Below are 19,409 nucleotides of genomic sequence, written 5' to 3'. Positions count from 1 at the left end.
CCCTCCAAACCATGATCTTTTGCGCTTCAAACCTTGACTCTCAATACAGTTGCTTTCTTTGCAGCAGCAAAGAAAGTGACTGCCGCCCCGCATAGGGGCGAAGCTAATAATCCAAAAACAAAACGGGATCCGGCGAAAAATCAAAACCAAAAAAATCAGAGCCCGAGATACTGCCTAACCGCCGGCAGGCCATCCTTCCCATCCACAGTCTTGACCCCCGCAAGCCAGGCATCCAACACCTGCGGGTGTTGCTTCAGATAAGCCTTGGCCGCTTCCTGAGGCCGCTCCTTATTCATGACAGGCTGCATCAGCCGATTCTCGAGATCAGTCGTGAAACGAAGGTTGGAAACAAACTTCCCCGCATTCGGGCACCGCGCCAGAAAGTCCGTATTCGTCAACGTATAAACCCGCGCCTCGCCATAGTTCGGCCCAAACACTTCATCGCCGCCGGCAAGATAGTTGATCTTCATCTGAATGTTCATCGGATGCGGCTCCCAGCCCAAAAACACAACCGGCTTCTTCTCACGCACCGCGCGCCCGACCGTCACCAGCATTCCCGCCTCGCTCGATTCAACGAGCTTGAATCCGCCAAGGCCGAACTGATTCGTGTCGATCATCTTCTTGATCTTCGCATTCGCACTGCTGCCAGGCTCGATGCCGTAAATCGTGCCGCCCAGCTCATCGCGATGCTTCGCAATATCCGCAAACGTCTTGATGCCCGCGTCATAGGCATAACTCGGCACGGCAAGCGTGGCCTTCGCACCGGAAAGGTTCGGCGGTTCCAGCTTCTGAATGCTCTTCTGTTCGAGGAATGGCTCGACCGCCTTCTGTTGCACCGGCCACCAGTAACCAAGCGATACGTCGATCTGCTTGCTCTTCAAACCCGCCAGCGATATAGGCACCGACGCCACCGTCGTACGCGGCGCATAGCCCAGCCCCTCGAACACGACCGACGCAAGCGCCGTCGTCGACGTGATGTCGGTCCAGCCGATATCGACGAAGCGCACCGTGCGGCAACTCGCGTCCTCCGCGCCCTGCGCATGCGCGGCCTGCGTGGCGGCGAGCGCGGCAGCGCAGGCGCCGGCAACGAGCAGGTTCGAAATAAGGCGATGTCTCATGACGTGGCTTCCGTTGAATGTTGAATCGATGCGCCGGTTCGAGTGCTGGCGTGATGAGAAAGTACCGCCGCATAAAAGCGTCCGAACGTCCGCTTGCGACCGCGACTTGACTGCTTGCGACCTGCCCCTTCTTTTGCTTTAAGTCAGCGCACATCCTTTCAAAAACGTTTCGTCCGCTCCTGAATAGTGTTAATGCTGATTGAAATCGTCGGCTGAAGCAGCGGGGTATTTCTTGCCGTTTTTCGGAATCCAGATCATATATAGCCGCATTTGCGCAAGGCCAACTTTTGCCGAAACGCCGTGGGCTTTGTGGTAATCCGCACGTTACGGGCGTTTTTCTCGGGTTAATCTGATCGAGAGGGATACGCACGTCTCCGGCACCGGCGCGGACATAGGAAGCCAAGATTTCCTGCGATAGTCGCCGAGCAGACTGCTAATTAAAACACTCCAAATACAAAGGGTTATCCGAGACATGGACCGTCAGGACGCCATCCGTGAACGCTCGCGCTTTTATGAACGCGAAGCGCTCTTTCAACCTTCCGCCGAGCAAGTCTTGACATCGCGCATGACCGTCTTCACACAGGCGTTCGAAAAAGCGAGCGGCGAGCGTTTCATCAATTATTCACAATTACACGCTTATTCGGCGCGTGAATACCGGCAATTCTGGAAATGTTTTCTCGAATCGGTTCCCGACCTCGAATGGTCGGGTGCCATTGACCCAGTCTGCATTGGCAACCAGTGCGAAACAGCGCGGTTCTTTCCCAACGTCGAATTGAATTACGCCGAAAATCTGCTCGGCAAACGCATCGCCCCCGACGACGCCCCCGCGCTCACCTCGTGCTACGCGGACGGCCGCCGCATCGCTTATACGCGCGGCGAGCTGCGCGAGCGCGTCGTGCGCCTCGCGCAGACGCTCTCCGAACTCGGGCTGAAATCCGGCGATCGCGTGGTCGCGATCATGCGCAACGACGGCGACGCGATTACCGTCGCGCTCGCCGTGGCCGCGCTCGGCGCGACGCTGTCCACCGCCGCGCCGGAAAACGGCGTGCAGGCCATACTCGACCGCTTCGCGCCGCTCGACCCGACGATGCTGTTCGCGCACACGGCGCAACGCCCGTTCGACACGGGCGGCTCCATCTCGGGGCATGTCGCCGCGGTCGCAGCGCAGTTGCCGTCGCTGACGGACATCGTGTGTCTCGATGAAACGGAACTGCCGAGCTCCGTGACGCAGCGCCAGCACGAACTGCGCTCGCTGATCATGCGCGGCGACGCGACGCGCTTCTCGTGGCAGCGCTTCCCGTTCAATCATCCGCTCTTCATCATGTTTTCGTCGGGCACGACGGGCAAGCCGAAATGCATCGTGCACGGCGCGGGCGGCACGCTGCTCGAACACGTGAAGGAGCATCGGCTGCACAGCGATTTCGGCCCCGACGACAAGCTCTTCTTCCACACGAGCTGCTCGTGGATGATGTGGAACTGGCAACTGTCGGTGCTCGCGTCGGGCGTCGAGATCATCACCTACGACGGCCCCGTCGCCGCCGTCGATACGCTCTGGCGCCTCATCGCCAACGAGCGCGCGACCGTCTTCGGCACGAGTCCTGCCTATCTGAAGATGAGCGAGGATGCGGGCATCGAGCCGGCCGCGCAACTCGACCTCTCCAGCCTGCGCGCGATGATGTCCACGGGCGCCGTGCTCTATGATTCGCAGTTCCGCTGGGTCAATGAGCACGTGAAGCCGTTGCAGTTGCAATCGATTTCGGGCGGTACGGACATCATCGGCTGCTTCGTGCTCGGCAATCCGAACCTGCCCGTCTTCGCCGGCGAAGCACAGTGCAGAAGCCTCGGTCTCGCCGTGCAGGCGTTCGATCAGGGCGCGAGCACGATCATGCCGGGCGAGCTCGTCTGCACGAATCCGTTCCCGTCGCGCCCGCTAGGCTTCTTCGGCGACGACGACGGCTCGCGCTTTCACAAGGCCTACTTCGCCGCGAACGAAGGCGTGTGGACGCACGGCGATGTCATCGAGTTCTCGCCGGAAGGCTCGGCGCGCCTGCACGGCCGCAGCGACGGCGTGCTCAACGTGCGCGGCATCAACGTGAGTCCGGGCGAGATCTATCGCATCCTGAGCGGGATTCCCGAAATTCTTCGTGCGATGGTCGTGCCGCAGACCGGCGCCAACGCGGGCGACGCGGGCCAGCGCATCGTGCTCCTGCTCGTGCTGCGGGCGGGCGCGCAACTGAATGCGGCGCTCGCCGCGCGCGTGCGCCGCGATCTCACGCGCCAGGGCTCGACCGCGCTCGTGCCGGACGTGATCGTTCAGGTCGACGGTTTGCCGGTCACGCACAACAACAAGCCGTCCGAAGCAGCCGCGCGCGATGCGGTCAACGGCCTGCCCGCGCGCAATGTGTCGTCGCTCGCGAACCCCGAATGTCTCGACCCGATCCGCGAACATCCGTCGCTCACGCGCGTGAAGCGCGATCTGCCCGCGCCGGGCGAATCGGTGGAGGAGATCGAGGCGTATCTCTGCGCGCTCTGGGAGCAACATTTCAGCTTCTCGCCGATCGGCCGCGACGACAACTTCTTCGACCTGGGCGGCCATTCGCTGCTCGCCGCGCGCATGCTGAACGACGTGCAGCGCGCCACCGGCCGCACCCTGCCGCTTTCGACGATGATCGTCGCGCCGACTATCGCGCGGCTCGCCGCCGTCCTCGCCGCCGATCCGGACGCGTGCGCGGGCAACTCCACGCTCGTGCAGATGCGCGCGGGCAGCGGCCGGCCGCTCTTCATGCTGCACAGCATCACCGGCTCGGTGATGGAGTGCCTCACGCTCGCGGGCATGCTGCAAAACGAGCGGCCCGTCTACGGCTTGCAGGCGCTCGGCCTCGATGGCGATGAAGCGCCGCAGCACAGCGTCCAGGAAATGGCGCGCGGCTATGTGCGGCGCATGCGCGAAGTGCAACCGAACGGACCGTATGCGCTCGTCGGCTATTCGTTCGGCGGCCTGATCGCGTTCGAGATCGCGCAGCAGCTGGTCGCGGCGGGCGAGAAGATCGAGATGCTCTGTCTGCTCGACACCTACGTCCACGAGCACTGCCTGCCCTTCTCGCAATGGACGCGCCATCAGGCGAGCCTGGTCGCAGAGCGTTTGCGTGAACTGCGTTCGCTCGATGCGCGCGGGCGCTTGGGCTATGTGCGCGGCAAGGCCGCCGCGATCACCGATCGCGTGCGCGGGCGCATGGGTATCGGCGGGCAGGCGTCCGAGCCTTCCGCCGAGCTGGCCGGCCTGCCGCCCGCGCTTCTGCGCGTGCGTGAGTCGATGCGCGTCGCGATGACGAACTACAAGCCGCGCCGCTACGACGGCGGACCGATCGTCTATGTCCGCGCAACCTTGCTCGACGATTCGTACGGCGATCCGCTGCCGGTCTGGCAGCGCGTCGCAAAGCACGGCTTGCGCGTCATGAAGGTCGACGGCAGGCATACCGATCTCGTCGTCGAGCCGCATCTCGCCACGGTCGCGGAGACGCTCACGAACGCGCTCGCGAGCGACTGAAGAGCGGCTGAACGCACGTTCGCACCATCAGAATCCGGCCGCCCTTCGGGGCGCGCCGGATTGCGCGCGCTTCTTGCGCTTGATAACGTGGACGACCGCTCTTCGACCCGCCTTCAAGATCGATCCGATGTCCGCTCCGCACGATTTCCATTTCCTGCTGCTGCCCGAGTTTTCGTCGATCGGATTCATGTCCGCGATCGAGCCGCTGCGTGTCGCCAATCGCTTCGCGGGCGAACTGTATCGCTGGCATATTCTTTCCGTCGATGGCGGCCCGGTCGCCGCGAGCAACGGCATCTCGCTCAATGCGGAAGGCGCGTTCGACAGCGTCGGCGATGCGCGCACGGTGTTCGTCGTGTCGGGCTTCGAGCCGCTGTCGCGCTATACGCGCGCAATCGGCGACTGGCTGAAGCGGCTCGATCGCACGGGCGCAACGCTCGGCGGCATCGACACCGGCAGCTTCATCCTCGCGGAAGCGGGTCTGCTCGCGGGCAAGCGCGCGACGCTGCACTGGGAAGCGGCCGCGGCGTTCGCGGAACGCTATCCGGCCATCGAGACGAGTCAGGAGCTCTTCGAGATCGATACGCGGCGCATCACGTGTGCGGGCGGCACGGCATCGATCGATCTGATGCTTGACGTGATCGCGCGCGAGCATGGCGCGAGCCTCGCCGCGCAGGTGTCGGAGCAGTTCGTGCTGGGACGCATCAGGCAGCGCTCGGATCATCAGCGGCTGCAGATCGCGGCGCGCTATGGCATCCACAACCGGAAGCTGATCCAGGTGATCGAGCTGATGGAGGAGAACATGGAAGAGCCGCTGTCGCCCGACGCGCTGGCGGAAACCATCGGCGTGACGCGGCGTCAGCTCGAACGGCTCTTCTGCGCTTCCTTGAAGGACACGCCGACGCATTTCTATCTCGGCCTGCGCCTCACCCGCGCGCGTGAGCTGCTTCAGCAGACGGACATGTCGATACTCGCAGTATGCGTCGCGTGCGGATTCGAATCGCCGTCGCACTTTTCGCGCACGTATCGCGTGCGCTTCAACACGAGCCCGCGGCAGGACCGCAGCGCATTGCGCGCCGTCGTTCCCGCGCGGCTCGCTGCGGCTTAGAACGAGTGCCGCATGCCGATACGCACATCGGCCTGCGTATTCGACGACGACGGCGTGAAGCTGTAGCCGATCACCGCATCGATCGGACCGGACGCGCGCAGATAATCGCCGGAAACATAGACATCCGTGCGCTTCGACAGCAGATAGTGCAGCCCGAGCGAACCCTGATTCCAGTGATTGCCTTCGAAGCGCGTGTGCTGATAGCCGCCGTACAGGTTCAGGTCGGGCATGAAGCTGTATGACGCGCCGGCTTCGTACACCTGCATGTGCGAGGTCTGGCCGAGTCCCTTGATCGTCGTGTACGTGAAGTTGCCCGACAGCATCAGCTTGTCGATGGTCCACGCCGCGCCCACCGCGAACGCGCCCTGCTTGTCGACGGGAAACGGGTTCGCGCTGTAGAGATCAGTGACTGCGCCCGTCGTCGGATCGACGGACACGGTCGGCTGGCCGAGGAACGTGCGTGCGCCGATCATCGCGTAGGGATCGAAGGCATAGATGCCATTGGGGTTGTTCAACTGCGTATAGGCCGCGCCGAGGTTGAAGGTGCTCGCCGCATAGTGCGCGCCCACGCTCCACGCGCTGTTGCGATGAAAGTTGCCCGCCTGATTTCCGAACGAATACATGCCGCCGAACGTGAAGCCGCCGAAATCGTTCGACAGGAACTTGACCGAATTCGGCAGGCGGTCGCCATTCATGCGGTCGAAGTCGCCCTGGTGAATCGCATAGCCGCTCGCCCATGCGGAGATGTTGTAGAGATAGACGAACTCCTCGGTCATATCGAGCTGATTGCCGAGCGAGAACGTGCCCCACTGGTTCTTCAGGCCCACATACGCCTGCCGCCCGAACTCCGCGCCGCCGAACGCGTACTGGCCGTTGCCCAGATGGAAGCCCGATTCGAGCACGAACACCGCCTGCAGGCCGCCGCCCAAATCTTCGACGCCGCGAAAGCCGATGCGGTTGCCGTAGGAAATGCCGTCGTCGAACTTCACGACGTGCGAGCCGCCCGTGTTGCTCACCCAGGTGATGCCCGCATCGAGAATGCCGTAGAGCGTCACGCTGCTTTGCGCGTGCGCCGCCATCGGCACGCTCGCCGCGCCCGCTGCGAACGCGACGCCTGCAATCTTCGCGGCATGTCTTCTTCTCATGTGCTCGTCCTTTGCTGATCCAGATCTGTGTTGCGTTGGAAAAAGCGATGCCGTGCCTCACGCGCACGGCGCGAAGGCATATCGCGATGACACTTGCGGAAACTACCGAAGACTGACTGCGTTCGACTTGCTGCCCGACGCGATCGATCGCTGCGTCGACACATTCAAAAATAAGGTTCCATATATGTCGCGGCTCGACCGATTGCGACGGAAATCTGTCCAGTTGCGACTAATGCAATGCAGTGTTTCTTTTCGGCTTTCGAACTCTCTCTATTTCGGACATGCCCGATAGCCCTCCCGGTCACCGGTCCGGATACTCCGAATCTGTAAAAAAACCGCATCACCGCAAGACACGTTTTCGATCCGAACGACATGACCACACGCTGCCTGAGCCTCCTCCACGTCGACGCACCCGAAGTCCTCATCAATCACAAGCACTACGCTTCCCGCATGGGTTACGAGCATGCGACGGTCTCGATGGCCGGCATCCGCAGCGATTCGCATCGACTGCTGCTCAAGTACGAAGCGATCCTGCATCACCTGCGCCGAATGCCCGACATGGCCTTGCTCGTCTGCATGAGCGAAGACTGCATCGTGCTCAATATGCATCCCGTCGAACCTGTCGCCGATGGTCGTCAGCACGCGCTCATGGCCGTTTCGGGCAGAGCGGAAGCGCACCAGACGGACGTGCAGATCTGGCGCAACACGGCGGATGTCCGGAGCCTCGTCGTTCACTACATCGATCGATGCAAGATCGGCAAAGAGGCGCTGAACGAAGTCGAGCTTCTTTCAGCGCTCGACTACATCGAGGCGCACGGCGAGCGCGACGGCATCATGGCAACGATGCATTGCGGTCCGCGTTTCGAACCGGTCTGGGCGCAATTCTCCAACCTCTGGACCATCGTGCTCGGCGAGGAAGCCGTGTACGGCGGGATTCCGTCGAGCTTTCGCGACATGCTCGCCGAACACATCAACGACTATCAGCAGAAGAGCGCGCCGCTCTTCCAGTTCGCGGCTCAGTCCGCCGTCGACGATACGGAGCACAGCGTCTACAACCCCGGCAAGCCCATCGCGCTCGTCACCTACTACACGCCGAACGTGCGCGCGTATGGCGCCATCGCCGAACAGAACATGCGCCGCTATTGCGAGCGCCACGGCTATACGCTGTACGTCTATCGACAGACGCCCGCCGAAGTCGGGCCGGGCACGTCGGGAACGTGGCTCAAGCCGTGGTTCCTGCGCAAGCATCTGCCGGATCATGAGTGGGCGATCTGGATCGATGCGGACATCCTGTTCTTCGATCACAAGAAGCAGCTCGAACCGGTGCTCGCCGGGCGCGACATCCTCGTTGCGCATGACATCGGCTCGTGGGTCATCAATGCCGGCGTGCTCGGCTTCCGCCGCAAGCCCGCGACCCTTGCTTTCGTCGACGAGATTCATGCGCACGTGAGCGCGGCGCCCGACAAGTCGAGCACGTATGCGAACGGCGGCGATCAAACCATCATCGCGAACCTGCTGACGGACCGTCTCGGCTGGAAACTCGAACACGGTTTGGACTGCATGACCATCAACACGCCGTGGTACTTTCAGCAGGCGGACAGCCTGATGGTGCATTTCGTCGCGATCCAGACGCCCATGCGCGCCGCGCTGATGGCCGCACAGGATCGCGCAAGCATGCAGCTCGGCTGAGCGCGCGCGTTTCTCTTCCTCACTTCACGCCGAGCGCGGTCTGAACGGCTTCGAGCCCGTTGCCGCCGCTCGCCGTGGTCACACCATCGAGCCACGATTTCAGCAGTTCCGGATGGCGCTTCAACGCATCCGTGGCGGCGGCATCGACATTGGTTTTCTTCTCCAGCACTTCGGTGATCACGCCGTTTTCCAGATCGACGTTGAACGCCATCTGCCTGAATAGCCTGCCCACGTTGGGGCATTGCTGTTCATAGCCGCTGCGCGCCACCGTATTCACCGTCGCGCCGCCGTAGTTCGGGCCGAAGTATTTGTCGCCGCCATCGAGATAGGCGAGCTTGAACTTCGTGTTCATCACATGCGGTTCCCACGCGAGAAACACGATCCATTTCTTGTCGCGCACTGCGCGATCCACCTGCGTGAGCATCGCGGTTTCGCTCGATTCGACCACTTTCCAGTCGCCGAGACCGAACGCCTTGTCATCGACCATGCGCTTGATGTTCTGATTCGCGGGTGCACCCGGCTCGATGCCGTAGATGCGGTTATCGAACTTGTCGGCGTTCTTCGCGAGGTCCGCGAACGAATGCACGCCGGCCGCTGCGACGTAGTCCGGCACGGCCAGCGTGAACTTCGCGTTCGACAGATTCGGGCGCACCACGCCGATCGATTTCTCTTCGAAGAACGGTTTCACGAGCGGCGCCTGCGCAGGCATCCAGTTGCCGAGGAAGACGTCGATCTGCCCTTTCTTCATGCCCTGATACGTGATCGGCACCGACAGGTTCGCGACGTTCTGCCGATAGCCGAGCGCCTTCAGCACGATGCCGCTCATTGCGTTGGTGGCGTCGATATCGGTCCAGCCGGGTCCGGCCATGCGCACCTGCGTGCACGATGGCGGCTCGGCGGCCAGCGCGAGAGATGCCGCGCAGCAGCTGAGCGCGGCGGCGAAGAGCGCATGGATGAAGCCCTTTTTCATGGTGCTTTCCTGTCGGAAGTGGGGTGATGATGCGAAGCGCGCCTCAATGCTCGACGGCGGGAAAACGCGCCATCGCTTCGAGATCGTCGAGGTCGATGTGATTGCGCATGTAGCGCTGGCTCGCATCGACATGCGGTTGCCAGTCCCATGATTGAATCGTGCCGCGCGTCGTCGCGGCGAAATGGAAATGGCGACGTTGCTGGCTCGTCAGCACGTCCTGATGCAAGGCGTCGAGATTCCAGCGGTTTTTGATTTCCGTGCGTAAGTCGGCGACCAGCGAGGCATGGCGCTCGTCGCCTGCGAGATTCTCGCGCTCGAAGGGATCGGCCTTCACGTCGTAGAGCTGATCGGGATCGACGCTCGTGTGAATGAATTTGAAGCGCCCGCGCCGGATCATCACGATGGGCGCGATCGCGCCTTCCGCAAGGTATTCGCCGATGGCTTCGTCATGGCCGCCCGATTCGGTGAGATGCGGCACGAGGCTTTGGCCATCGATGCTATCGGGCCATGATTGCGGCGCTTCTCCGCGCGCGAACTCGACGAGCGTCGGCAGCACATCGAGATGCGAGACGGAATCCGCCACGCGATGCGCGCGGAACTGCTTCGGCGCATGCACGATGAACGGCACGCGGCAGCCGCCTTCGAAGAACGTCATCTTGTACCAGAGGCCGCGCTCGCCGAGCATCTCGCCGTGATCCGACGTGACGACGATGATCGTATCGTCGGCGAGGCCCGCCTGTTCGAGCGCTTCGAGAATCGACGCGAACTGATCGTCGACGTAGGACACCGCGCCGTAATACGCGCGCCGCGCGTTGCGGATCTGCCGCTCGGTCGGCGGCGTGCGATCCGCTTCGTACACGTGACGCAGGCGCTTCGAATGCGGATCGCATGCTTCGAACGAATCGCGATACGAAGGCATGTCGATATCTTCATCGCGATACATGTCCCAGTACTTGCGTGGAATCGCATACGGGTCGTGCGGATGCGTCAGCGACGCGACCATCATGAACGGCCGCGCGTCCTTGCCCGCGTGGCGCTCGCGCGCGATATCGAAGAGCTTCTGACGCGCCGTGAAGGTCACTTCGTCATCGAAGTCGAGTTGATTCGTTCGCACGCATGGACCGGCGTCGATCACGGAGCTCATGTTGTGATACCACGTCGGGCGCGCGTCGAAGTTCTGCCAGTCGGGCGTCCAGCCAAAATCGGCGGGATAGATATCGGTCGTGAGACGCTCCTCGAAGCCGTGCAACTGATCCGCGCCGCAGAAATGCATCTTTCCCGAGAGAATCGTGCGATAACCTTCGGCGCGCAGATAGTGCGCGAAGGTAAGCGTTTCGGACGGGAATTCGGCGGCGTTATCGTAAGCGCCGATATTCGAAGGCAGCTTGCCCGCGAGAAGTGAAAAGCGGGAAGGCGCGCACAACGGACTTGCGCAATACGCGGATTCGAACACGACCCCTTCGCGCGCGAGCGCATCGATACGCGGCGTCTTCGTCACACGGTTGCCGTATGCGGAGAGTGCGAAGGGCGTGAGCTGATCGGCCATCAGCACAAGGATATTTTGTTTCGTCTCAAGCATGAAAGCGTGCCTCGCATAGAATCGAAATAAACCGGCTCGAATGTTTCGACGAGCGTTGAACATCACTATTGCCGTTCAATTCGCGTCTGTGAAGACAGCAAAACGTTATGCGTTCATAAGGGGGAGTTATGCCGCGGCCGGACCGTCTGCCGCCGATGCAGGCGTTACTGATGTTCGAATCCGCCGCGCGTCTCGCGAGCTTCACGGCTGCGGCGCGCGAGCTCGGCTCGACGCAGCCCGCCGTGAGCCAGCGGGTCGTGCAACTGGAGGAATCGCTGGGTGCGGCGCTGTTCGAGCGCGGGCATCGCGGCGTCACGCTGACGGAAGACGGCGCGCGTCTTTTCGATGCGGTGCGTCAGGGCCTCGACGTGATCCGCGCCGCCACCGCCGATATCCGTTCGCGTCACGCGCAGCGCACGCTCACGCTGTCGACGGACTTCGGCTTCGCCACATACTGGCTGATGCCGCGCCTGCAGCAATTCAAGGCGCTGATGCCCGATGTCGATGTGAAGATCATCACGTCGCAGAGCCTGCCGAGCGCATCGGGCGATCATGCGGACGTGCTCATCGCGTTCGGTGAGCCACGCACCGACTGGGGCGCGAAAAGCGCGGTCAAGCTGCTGCCTGAACGCGTGATGCCGGTGTGCAGCCCGGCGCTCGTCGCGGGCAGAAGCGGGCCTGTTTCGCCCGCCGATCTTCTCTCGCTGCCGCTGCTGCATCTCGAGCCGACGTTTCCGGAGCGCTGGCTTTCGTGGAGCGGCTGGTTCGAGGCGCACGGCCTGGCCGCGCCGCCCACGCATGGCGGCTTCACGTTCAACAGTTACGCGCTGGTCGCGCATGCGGCGGTGATGGGACAGGGCGTGGCGCTCGGCTGGGCGCCGCTCGTCGATGAACTGATCGCGACGGGCCAGCTCGTCGCGCTTTGCGATACCCCGCTCATCACCGATCGCGGCTATGTTCTGGTCACGCCGCGCGAGCCGTCGGCGGCGGTGCGCGCGTTCAGCGAGTGGCTGCTGGACGAATGCGAGGTGGTCGGCTGACGTTTTCGTACTATCGGCGCGGCGGTTCGCTTCTATACGGAGAGCACGCGCGTTTGCTTTACTAGCGCGTACGCTTGCCGCATTTCGCGGCGCTGCAACCATTCGAATGTGGAGCACGCATGGCCGCCGATTCCCGCTTTGATCAACTGGTGCTTACCGTTTCGTGCCCGAGCGCGGCGGGGCAGGTCGCTGCCATTGTCGGGTTTCTGGAGCGGCATCACGGCTATATCGACGAATTCACCGTCTTCGACGACGATCTGAGCGAGCGCTTTTTCGTGCGCTGTGTGTTTCATGGTGCTTCGGTTGAACAAGCGCTCGATCTGGCGATGCTGAAGCGCGAATTCGAGCCCATCGCGGAGCGTTTCGCGATGACCTGGGCGATGCACGATCTCGCTGTGCGGCCGAAGGTGCTCATCATGGTGTCGAAGCTGGAGCACTGTCTCGCCGATCTGCTGTTCCGCTGGCGCATGGGCGAGCTGAAGATGGATATCGTCGGCATCGGGTCGAATCATCCGGATTTCGCGCCGCTGGCCGAGCAGCATGGCTTGCCGTTTCATCATCTGCCGATCACCGCCGATACCAAGGCGCAGCAGGAAGCGCGTTTGCTCGATTTGTTCGAGACGTCGGGGGCGGAGTTGATGGTGCTTGCGCGCTATATGCAGATTCTTTCGGGTGAAACGAGCCGCAAGCTCGCGGGGCGCGCGATCAATATTCATCATTCGTTCTTGCCGGGGTTCAAGGGGGCGAAGCCTTATCATCAGGCGCATACGCGCGGGGTCAAGCTGATTGGTGCGACGGCGCATTTCGTGACTGATGATCTTGATGAAGGGCCGATTATCGAGCAGGAAGTTGAACGGGTCGACCATTCTTATAGTCCGGAGCGGTTGCTGGCTACCGGGCGGGATGTGGAGTGCATTACGCTTGCGCGCGCGGTTAAGGCTTTTGTCGAGCGGCGGGTTTTTATTAATGGGGAAAGGACTGTCGTATTGCGTTGAGCGTTGAATCCCGTTTTCGTGTCGGTTTATTAGCGTTGCCCCTCCCCGGGGCGGGGGTAACTTTCTTTGCTGCTGCAAAGAAAGTCACCAAAGAAAGCAGCTTTCCCCAGCCTAAGCACTTCACGCCGGCCGCGGCACAGGCGATTGACCTAATGGACCCCGGAGTAGCGAGTGCCCTCGAAGGTCTCACCGGGCTTGGATCGCGCACGGTCTGATACATCGCGGCGCTTAGGGCGCTGGCGCAGCCCTTGCAAGCTCCAGCCCGCTTCGCGGCCGTCCGGTCAATCGGGTTTGCTCGCCTCTATCTCACTGCATTCGTTCCTAGTTGGTTTCCCTTGCAGGCCCCGCGGCAGCGCGTAGCGCTGTGCCGAAGCTATTTCGTGCTGAACCGGCGGCCTTTGGGTACTAGCTTGTCAGACCGTGCGCGATCCACGCCCCGCGAGTTTTGCGGGAACACTCGCTACTCCGGGTTCCATTCAGCCAATCGCCTGTGCCGCGGCCGGCGTGAGGCACTTTGGATGGGAAAAGCTGCTTTCTTTGGTGACTTTCTTTGCAGCAGCAAAGAAAGTTACCCCCGCCCCGGGGAGGGGCAACGCTAATAGACCAACACGAATTCAGGATTCCATAGAAGCACAAACAAAACAAAAAAAAGCACCGCAAGGACAAATCCCCCACGGTGCCAGCGTTGCCCAACGCAAAAAAACCCTTACTTAGTCCAAGAATCCACGCGATCCCCGTGAGCGCTAATCCAGGCATCTGCCGCAGCCTGCGGCTTCTCCCCATTCTGCGTCGCAAGCATCACGCTATCGATCTCACCCGGTTTCCACTGAAACTTCTTCAAAAAAGCCACCACCGGCGGAGCCTTCTTCTCAAGCTCGGGATTCACGACGCTATCCACATGCTCAGCTTCCCCAAAAACCTTCTTGGGATCATCCAGAAACTTCAGCTTGTACTTCGCGAACATCCAATGCGGCTTCCAGCCCGTCACGATAATCGGCTTCTTCGCCGCTTCCGAACGCGCCAGTTCCGCCGTCATCGCTGAACCCGAACTCGGCAGCAACTTGTAGTCGAGGTTATAAGCCTTGATAGCCTCGCTAGTCTTCTGCATCACACCCGCGCCAGCGTCGATCCCGACGATGCGCGAATCGAATTCCGCCTTCTTCGCTTCGAGATCGGAAAGACTCGACACATTCGCATACTCAGGCACAATCAGGCCAATCTTCGCGTCCTCGAAGTTCGGACCGAGATCCTGCACCTTCGACTTGAAGTTGTTCCAGTACGCGCCGTGCGTCACCGGCAGCCACGCCGACAGCGTCGCATCCAGATCGCCGCGCGCGACGCCCTGCCACATCACGCCCGCCGCGACCGGCACGAGCTGCACCGGATAACCCAGCTTCTTTTCGATGATGCGCGCAGCAACGTTCGACGTCGCCACGCTATCGTCCCAGCCTTCCACGTAACCGATCTTGATGGTCGGCTTGTCAGCGGCGCTCGCCACAAAGCTCGCGGTCAAGGCGGCAGACATCGCGCCGAGAACGAGCATTCTTCTCATCGGTTTCATTCAGTTTCCCCTTAGCGGCCCACGCCGTGTAGTGAACAGAATCACCAGCCAGAATTGGCCCGTAGCGCACTTTTCCGACACTCAATTGTCCAGAAACGACGCTTCATTGCCTGTCTCCCCCATTCGGGGAACCTTCGATTTTTATTTGTCGACGACGAGGTCGCTCAACGGCTTGCTGCAACACAACAGCACCATGCCCTGATCGATCTCGCGCTGACGAATGCCGCCCGCATGATTCATGCTCACTTCGCCGGAGACGAGCTTCACCTTGCACGTTCCGCACATGCCCTGCGTGCACGACGAAGGCAAACGGACGCCCGCCTTCTTCGCCGCATCGAGTACGTGCTCGCCGCTGCCGCATTCGATATCGCGCCGGCTCTTCGCGAAGTTGACCTTGAACTTCGTTTCGATCACGGACTCTTCAACCGGCTCCTCGACAGGCACAGGCTCATCGACAACAGGCGCGAAGCCGATCGCTTCTTCACGCGCTTCGACGAAATCCGTCTGCGTGGCGAGTGCATCGGCGACATGCGCGGTCGTGAGTTCCGCGGCCACTTCCTCGACGACACCGAACGAGAAGCTTTCCTCGTGATACTGCTTGCGATCGAAACCGCCCTGATCGAGCAGATCGCGCACGGCCTTCATATACGGCGCAGGACCGCACGTAAAGACTTCGCGTTCCAGAAAATCCGGCGCGATCAGCTTCAGCAGCGGTAGCGTCAGAAAGCCCGTCACGCCCGGCCAGTTCGTGCGCGCGCCCAGGCGCTCGCAGACGAACGAAGTACGGAAGTTCTTGTGATTCGACGCGATCAGATCCAGCTCACGCGCAAAGATGATGTCGTCCGGCGTGCGCGCGCTATGCACGAAGACGATATCGGCATCGTCGCCAAGCTCGTGATGCGCGCGGCTCATCGACATGAGCGGCGTGATGCCCGAACCCGCCGACAGAAACAGATACTTGCGCGCCGGATGACGCGCGCATGTGAACTCGCCCGCCGGCCCGAGCACGCGCACGGTCGTGCCCGCGACCATGTTGTCGTGCAGCCAGTTCGACACCGGACCGCCCGGCACGCGCTTCACCGTGATGGAGATGGTGTGCGGACGCGTCGGCGGCGACGAAATCGTGTAGCAGCGATTGATCTGCTCGCCGTCGATATCGAGTTCAAGCGTGATGAACTGCCCCGGCTGGAACGCGAACGTGCGTTCGCCGGGCGCCTTGAAGAAAAAGCTCTTTACGTCGTGCGTTTCTTGCCGCACGTGACAACAGACGAGTGTCTCGTCGGTATCGCAATCCCAGCGCCTGGGCAGCGTCCCCCAGAATTGCGGCTGGGTGACACGGCTTGAGGTCGGCTCGAACGTGGCCTGATCGCGCATCATGTTCTGCTCCTGCTACAGCGGCTTTAGCGCATGAAGGAAACGACTTTCTCGCCGTGCGACGCATCCACGCCGTGCTCGGGCGTATCCGCGTAATCGGCAAGACGCCCGATGTACCACTCGCAGAACTTCTCGACGAGCCCTTCCGTGAACGGCGAATACGGACCCGGCTCATACGCGTTGCTCGTTACGCCGAGCTGCGAATACTCGACGAGCGTGCGATCCTGATCGTTCGTCGCGCGCCACACGGCCGTGAGATTGTCGACGTCGTAATCGATACCTTCACGCGCATCCTTGTGCACGAGCCATTTCGTGCGCACGAGCGTTTCGCCCGATGCGAGCGGAAGCACGCAGAACGTCACGATGTGATCGCTCATGAAGTGATGCCACGAGTTCGGCTGCGTCCAGAACGACAGGCCGCCCAGGTCCGCCTGCTCGAAGCCGCCAAGCAGCTTCTTCGATGCGACCTTCGCGTCGAGCGTCTGCGATTCGCCATCGCGATCGAGCGGCAGGCGTTGCGTGCGAAAGCCCGTCACGAGATCGCTCAAACGTTCGATCTCGGCGGACGGCAGGCACATCGCTTCCCATTGCTTCGTACGCTCTTCGACGGTCTTCTCGAACGCGGCCATGCCTTCTTCGTTCGCGGGCGAACGCTGATAACCGAAGCCGTATTCATAGAGCGAAATGGTCAGCTCGGGATGATTCGCGACGCAGTGATAGCACTCGCGATTGTTCTCCATCGTGAGCTTCCAGTTGCCCTTCTCGACGATATCGATGCTCGCCGCGATCTTCGTATCCTTCAGGCCATGCGGCGCGAGATACGGCTCCATCGCTTCACGCATCACGGCGAAATCGGCGGGCGGTTCGTCGGCGAGGCAGATGAAGATCAGGCCCGCGAGATTCTGCACATGCACTTTCTTCAGGCTGTGCTTGCAGCGGTCGAACTGATCGCCCATGTGCTCGGCGAACATCAGATCGCCGGAAAGGTTATACGTCCAGCTGTGATACGGGCACACGATATTACCGAGCGAGCCTTTCTCCTGATTGCACAGGCGCGCGCCGCGATGCCGGCACACGTTGTAGAAGGCGCGGATTTCCATGTCGTCGTCGCGCACGATCAGGATCGAATCGTTGCCGATCTCGACTGTCGTGTAATCGCCCGGTTCGGGAATATCCGGTTCGATGGCAACCTGAATCCAGGTCTTGCGGAAAATGGCATCGAGGTCGAGCGCGTGGATTTCGTCGCTCGTATAGAACGGCGCCTCGAGCGTGTGGCCCTTTTTGCGGCGTTCGATCAATGCGCGAACGTCTGCCGAAACTTTCATCGTGTGCACCTGTATGTGGGTCGATGTGTGTCGATAAATCAGTAATCGACGAGTTGATGCTCGCGCAAATACGCCAGAATCACTTGTGCTTTTTCGACGGAACTCCCTTCAATTACGACGCTGCCGCCGCGGCTTTCCGTCGTCGTCGCGGACAGCATGCGCGAGTGGCCGGAACGCTTCTCGGGTGCAGCGAGTTTCTTCGGCTTGGCCGTAATCGGGCCGACGCTCCAGGCCTTGCCTTCCTTGTCGGCGGGCGCGTTCGCGGCGACCGGCGCGACATGCCCCTCGCGCATGCGCGCATAGGCGTAACGCGGCGCAGCATTGGCGAGCGGATGCACGGCGACGAGCGCGGGCAGCGGCGCGCGCACGCGGCGGCGCAAGCCCTTCGGCATGAACTGACGCACTTCGACGCCTTCCTTCGTCACGCTCACATCGACGGCCGCGCCAACGAGCGGCACGTTCAACGCATCGGCGAGCTTGTAGGGCAGCGTGCCGCTGTCGAACGCGCCTTCCGCGCGCGTGCCGGTCATAACGAGTTGGTAGCCCGCGAGCCGTTGCGCCAGCGCCGCGCATGCGTCGCCCTGCGTATTGAGCACTTCGACTTTCGGCGCGCCGAGCGCGAGATATTCCGCGAGCGCCGGATTCGCCGGATCGCCCGCATGCAGCACGTCGAGCTGCGCGCCGTGCTTCCTTGCGATATCGATGGCGATGGTCAGCGCCGCTGCATCGTTGCGGCTATAGCGCGCCGTGCCGCTGACGGGATGACGCCCGGTTGAAACGAGTACGGCAATCTTCATGCTGCGACTCCTTCGACGACACGCGCGGTCTGCACGATCGATCCACCGCTGGCACGCGCGGCGCGCGCAGCGGCGGCGGCATCGGACAACGCCTTGATCGTCTCTTGCGTGTCCGCGACGATCGTGAGATTCGCGCGCTTGGCAATCGGCGCGCTGGCGTCGAGATTCACCGCGATCACGTGACGGCAATCCTTGATGCCCTGCAAATGCTGCACGGCGCCCGAAATGCCGAACGCGATATACACACTCGCCTCGACGGTTTTGCCGGTCGCGCCGATCTGCTTGTCGCGCGTGAACTTGCCATCGTCGACGGCGACACGGCTCGCACCGATCGCAGCGCCCAATGTGCTCGCGAGCGATTCGAACGCGGCGATATCGGACACACCATTGCCCGCCGACACGATGAAGTCCGCTTCCTCCAGCGCCACTTGCGCCGCGTCCATCTCTTCGATGCCGAGATCCACATAAGCGCTGGCTTTCGATGCAGGCACGATGTCTTGCGCCTCCATCGCTTCGCCCGCGCCGACGAACGGCAGCTTTGCATCGACGGCATTGGGTGCGATCAGGACCACATCGGGCAATGCACGCGATGCGACCGCACGCCCCGCATGCGCATACGATGCGACATGCGCATGATCGAGCTCGACGACGTGCGTCGCAATCGATGCATCGGCGCGTGCGGCATAGCGGCGGCCGAGATCGCCGTCGCCCGTCGCGTTGTCGGGCATGAAGACATGCGCGGGCGTGAAGGCCGCGACGCATGCCGTCAGCGCACGCACTTCTTCATCCGGCGCAAAGCTGCGTCGATCGAACGACGGCAGTTCGATATAACGATCCGCGCCCAGCACGGCGGCATCGTCCTTGAACTCGCCGAACGCGATCAGCACGACTTCGGTCTGATCGTCCGCGAGCAATGCGGCGGCGGCGAGCGCCTGGCGCGCGTGATCGTCGAGCGCGCCGCGATCCGTGTGCGCCGCGACGAGCAGCGCGCGCGTCGCAGGCTTCGTCGTGCGGCGCGGCTTGGTCGCTTCCTTGTGGCCGCCGTGCGTGAAGTTCAGCACGACGCCGTTACCGATTTCGCCGAGCGTGATGCGCTTCAGTCCATCAGACGTGATGATGAACGGACGGCGCGGATCGATTCGTTTGATGTCGTTATTCATCGCT

At 62.0% G+C, this 19,409-nt stretch carries 14 protein-coding genes; 5 read left to right on the top strand and 9 right to left on the bottom strand.

Going from position 1 to position 19,409, the window contains the following annotated elements:
* Positions 1-155: 155 nt before the first annotated feature.
* On the bottom strand, positions 156-1,118 hold the full coding sequence (locus tag AWB74_RS15950; RefSeq protein WP_407642446.1) for a choline ABC transporter substrate-binding protein: 963 nt from the start codon (positions 1,116-1,118) through the stop codon (positions 156-158).
* 472 nt (positions 1,119-1,590) lie between these two features.
* Between AWB74_RS15950 and AWB74_RS15945 the strand changes: the two genes are divergently transcribed.
* A complete protein-coding gene (locus tag AWB74_RS15945) occupies positions 1,591-4,665 on the top strand; it encodes an acetoacetate--CoA ligase (RefSeq protein WP_061147704.1) in 3,075 nt (1,024 codons plus the stop codon).
* A 127-nt stretch (positions 4,666-4,792) separates the two neighbouring features.
* Positions 4,793-5,770 carry a GlxA family transcriptional regulator gene (locus tag AWB74_RS15940; protein ID WP_061147703.1) on the top strand — a complete coding sequence of 326 codons (978 nt, stop codon included), beginning with the start codon at positions 4,793-4,795 and terminating at the stop codon, positions 5,768-5,770.
* On the opposite strand, the gene AWB74_RS15935 is transcribed toward AWB74_RS15940, so the two are convergent.
* Positions 5,767-6,915: a porin gene (locus tag AWB74_RS15935; protein WP_061147702.1), complete on the bottom strand. Its 1,149-nt coding sequence runs from the start codon at positions 6,913-6,915 to the stop codon at positions 5,767-5,769. The genes AWB74_RS15940 and AWB74_RS15935 overlap by 4 nt on opposite strands.
* Positions 6,916-7,287: 372 nt before the next feature.
* Between AWB74_RS15935 and AWB74_RS15930 the strand changes: the two genes are divergently transcribed.
* The gene (locus AWB74_RS15930) at positions 7,288-8,604 is read left to right on the top strand and encodes a glycosyltransferase family protein (RefSeq protein ID WP_061147701.1); all 1,317 of its coding nucleotides are present in this window, start codon (positions 7,288-7,290) and stop codon (positions 8,602-8,604) included.
* 19 nt (positions 8,605-8,623) lie between these two features.
* Here the strand turns inward: AWB74_RS15930 and AWB74_RS15925 are convergent, their stop codons facing one another.
* A complete protein-coding gene (locus AWB74_RS15925) occupies positions 8,624-9,574 on the bottom strand; it encodes a choline ABC transporter substrate-binding protein (RefSeq protein ID WP_061147700.1) in 951 nt (316 codons plus the stop codon).
* 43 nt (positions 9,575-9,617) lie between these two features.
* Entirely contained in the window at positions 9,618-11,153 is a 1,536-nt protein-coding gene (gene betC / locus AWB74_RS15920) for a choline-sulfatase (RefSeq protein WP_061147699.1), read from the bottom strand.
* A 128-nt stretch (positions 11,154-11,281) separates the two neighbouring features.
* Here betC and AWB74_RS15915 point away from each other — a divergent pair, with 128 nt between their 5' ends.
* Positions 11,282-12,193: a choline sulfate utilization transcriptional regulator gene (locus tag AWB74_RS15915; RefSeq protein WP_061147698.1), complete on the top strand. Its 912-nt coding sequence runs from the start codon at positions 11,282-11,284 to the stop codon at positions 12,191-12,193.
* Between the two features lie 119 nt (positions 12,194-12,312).
* A complete protein-coding gene (gene purU / locus AWB74_RS15910) occupies positions 12,313-13,188 on the top strand; it encodes a formyltetrahydrofolate deformylase (RefSeq protein ID WP_061147697.1) in 876 nt (291 codons plus the stop codon).
* A 706-nt stretch (positions 13,189-13,894) separates the two neighbouring features.
* On the opposite strand, the gene AWB74_RS15900 is transcribed toward purU, so the two are convergent.
* From AWB74_RS15900 to AWB74_RS15880, 5 genes are all read right to left on the bottom strand, one after another.
* Positions 13,895-14,749: a glycine betaine ABC transporter substrate-binding protein gene (locus tag AWB74_RS15900; protein WP_061147696.1), complete on the bottom strand. Its 855-nt coding sequence runs from the start codon at positions 14,747-14,749 to the stop codon at positions 13,895-13,897.
* Positions 14,750-14,890: 141 nt separating this feature from the next.
* Positions 14,891-16,126 (bottom strand): hybrid-cluster NAD(P)-dependent oxidoreductase, encoded by a 1,236-nt coding sequence (locus tag AWB74_RS15895; RefSeq protein ID WP_061147695.1) that lies wholly within the window; start codon positions 16,124-16,126, stop codon positions 14,891-14,893.
* Positions 16,127-16,149: 23 nt separating this feature from the next.
* Complete coding sequence (locus AWB74_RS15890) at positions 16,150-17,448, bottom strand: aromatic ring-hydroxylating oxygenase subunit alpha (protein WP_061147694.1); 1,299 nt, start codon at positions 17,446-17,448, stop codon at positions 16,150-16,152.
* A 38-nt stretch (positions 17,449-17,486) separates the two neighbouring features.
* Positions 17,487-18,245 carry a drug:proton antiporter gene (locus AWB74_RS15885; RefSeq protein ID WP_061147693.1) on the bottom strand — a complete coding sequence of 253 codons (759 nt, stop codon included), beginning with the start codon at positions 18,243-18,245 and terminating at the stop codon, positions 17,487-17,489.
* Complete coding sequence (locus tag AWB74_RS15880; protein WP_061147692.1) at positions 18,242-19,405, bottom strand: electron transfer flavoprotein subunit alpha/FixB family protein; 1,164 nt, start codon at positions 19,403-19,405, stop codon at positions 18,242-18,244. Before AWB74_RS15880 ends, AWB74_RS15885 begins: the two co-directional genes overlap by 4 nt.
* Between the last annotated feature and the right edge of the window lie 4 nt (positions 19,406-19,409).

Origin of the sequence: Caballeronia arvi (assembly GCF_001544695.2) — a bacterium.
GTDB classification, from domain to species: Bacteria; Pseudomonadota; Gammaproteobacteria; order Burkholderiales; family Burkholderiaceae; genus Caballeronia; species Caballeronia arvi.
The sequence above is the reverse complement of the archived record's forward strand: the minus strand, read 5'-3'. Positions and strand labels throughout refer to the sequence as shown.

Excerpts from the sequence above, each read along its gene's own strand:
- AWB74_RS15925 (WP_061147700.1), bottom strand. The coding sequence starts at position 9,574 with ATGAAAAAGGGCTTCATCCATGCGCTCTTCGCCGCCGCGCTCAGCTGC.
- AWB74_RS15890 (WP_061147694.1), bottom strand. The coding sequence starts at position 17,448 with ATGAAAGTTTCGGCAGACGTTCGCGCATTGATCGAACGCCGCAAAAAG.
- AWB74_RS15945 (WP_061147704.1), top strand. The coding sequence starts at position 1,591 with ATGGACCGTCAGGACGCCATCCGTGAACGCTCGCGCTTTTATGAACGC.
- AWB74_RS15895 (WP_061147695.1), bottom strand. The coding sequence starts at position 16,126 with ATGATGCGCGATCAGGCCACGTTCGAGCCGACCTCAAGCCGTGTCACC.
- AWB74_RS15885 (WP_061147693.1), bottom strand. The coding sequence starts at position 18,245 with ATGAAGATTGCCGTACTCGTTTCAACCGGGCGTCATCCCGTCAGCGGC.
- AWB74_RS15940 (WP_061147703.1), top strand. The coding sequence starts at position 4,793 with ATGTCCGCTCCGCACGATTTCCATTTCCTGCTGCTGCCCGAGTTTTCG.
- AWB74_RS15880 (WP_061147692.1), bottom strand. The coding sequence starts at position 19,405 with ATGAATAACGACATCAAACGAATCGATCCGCGCCGTCCGTTCATCATC.
- AWB74_RS15900 (WP_061147696.1), bottom strand. The coding sequence starts at position 14,749 with ATGAAACCGATGAGAAGAATGCTCGTTCTCGGCGCGATGTCTGCCGCC.
- purU (WP_061147697.1), top strand. The coding sequence starts at position 12,313 with ATGGCCGCCGATTCCCGCTTTGATCAACTGGTGCTTACCGTTTCGTGC.
- AWB74_RS15930 (WP_061147701.1), top strand. The coding sequence starts at position 7,288 with ATGACCACACGCTGCCTGAGCCTCCTCCACGTCGACGCACCCGAAGTC.
- betC (WP_061147699.1), bottom strand. The coding sequence starts at position 11,153 with ATGCTTGAGACGAAACAAAATATCCTTGTGCTGATGGCCGATCAGCTC.
- AWB74_RS15950 (WP_407642446.1), bottom strand. The coding sequence starts at position 1,118 with ATGAGACATCGCCTTATTTCGAACCTGCTCGTTGCCGGCGCCTGCGCT.
- AWB74_RS15915 (WP_061147698.1), top strand. The coding sequence starts at position 11,282 with ATGCCGCGGCCGGACCGTCTGCCGCCGATGCAGGCGTTACTGATGTTC.
- AWB74_RS15935 (WP_061147702.1), bottom strand. The coding sequence starts at position 6,915 with ATGAGAAGAAGACATGCCGCGAAGATTGCAGGCGTCGCGTTCGCAGCG.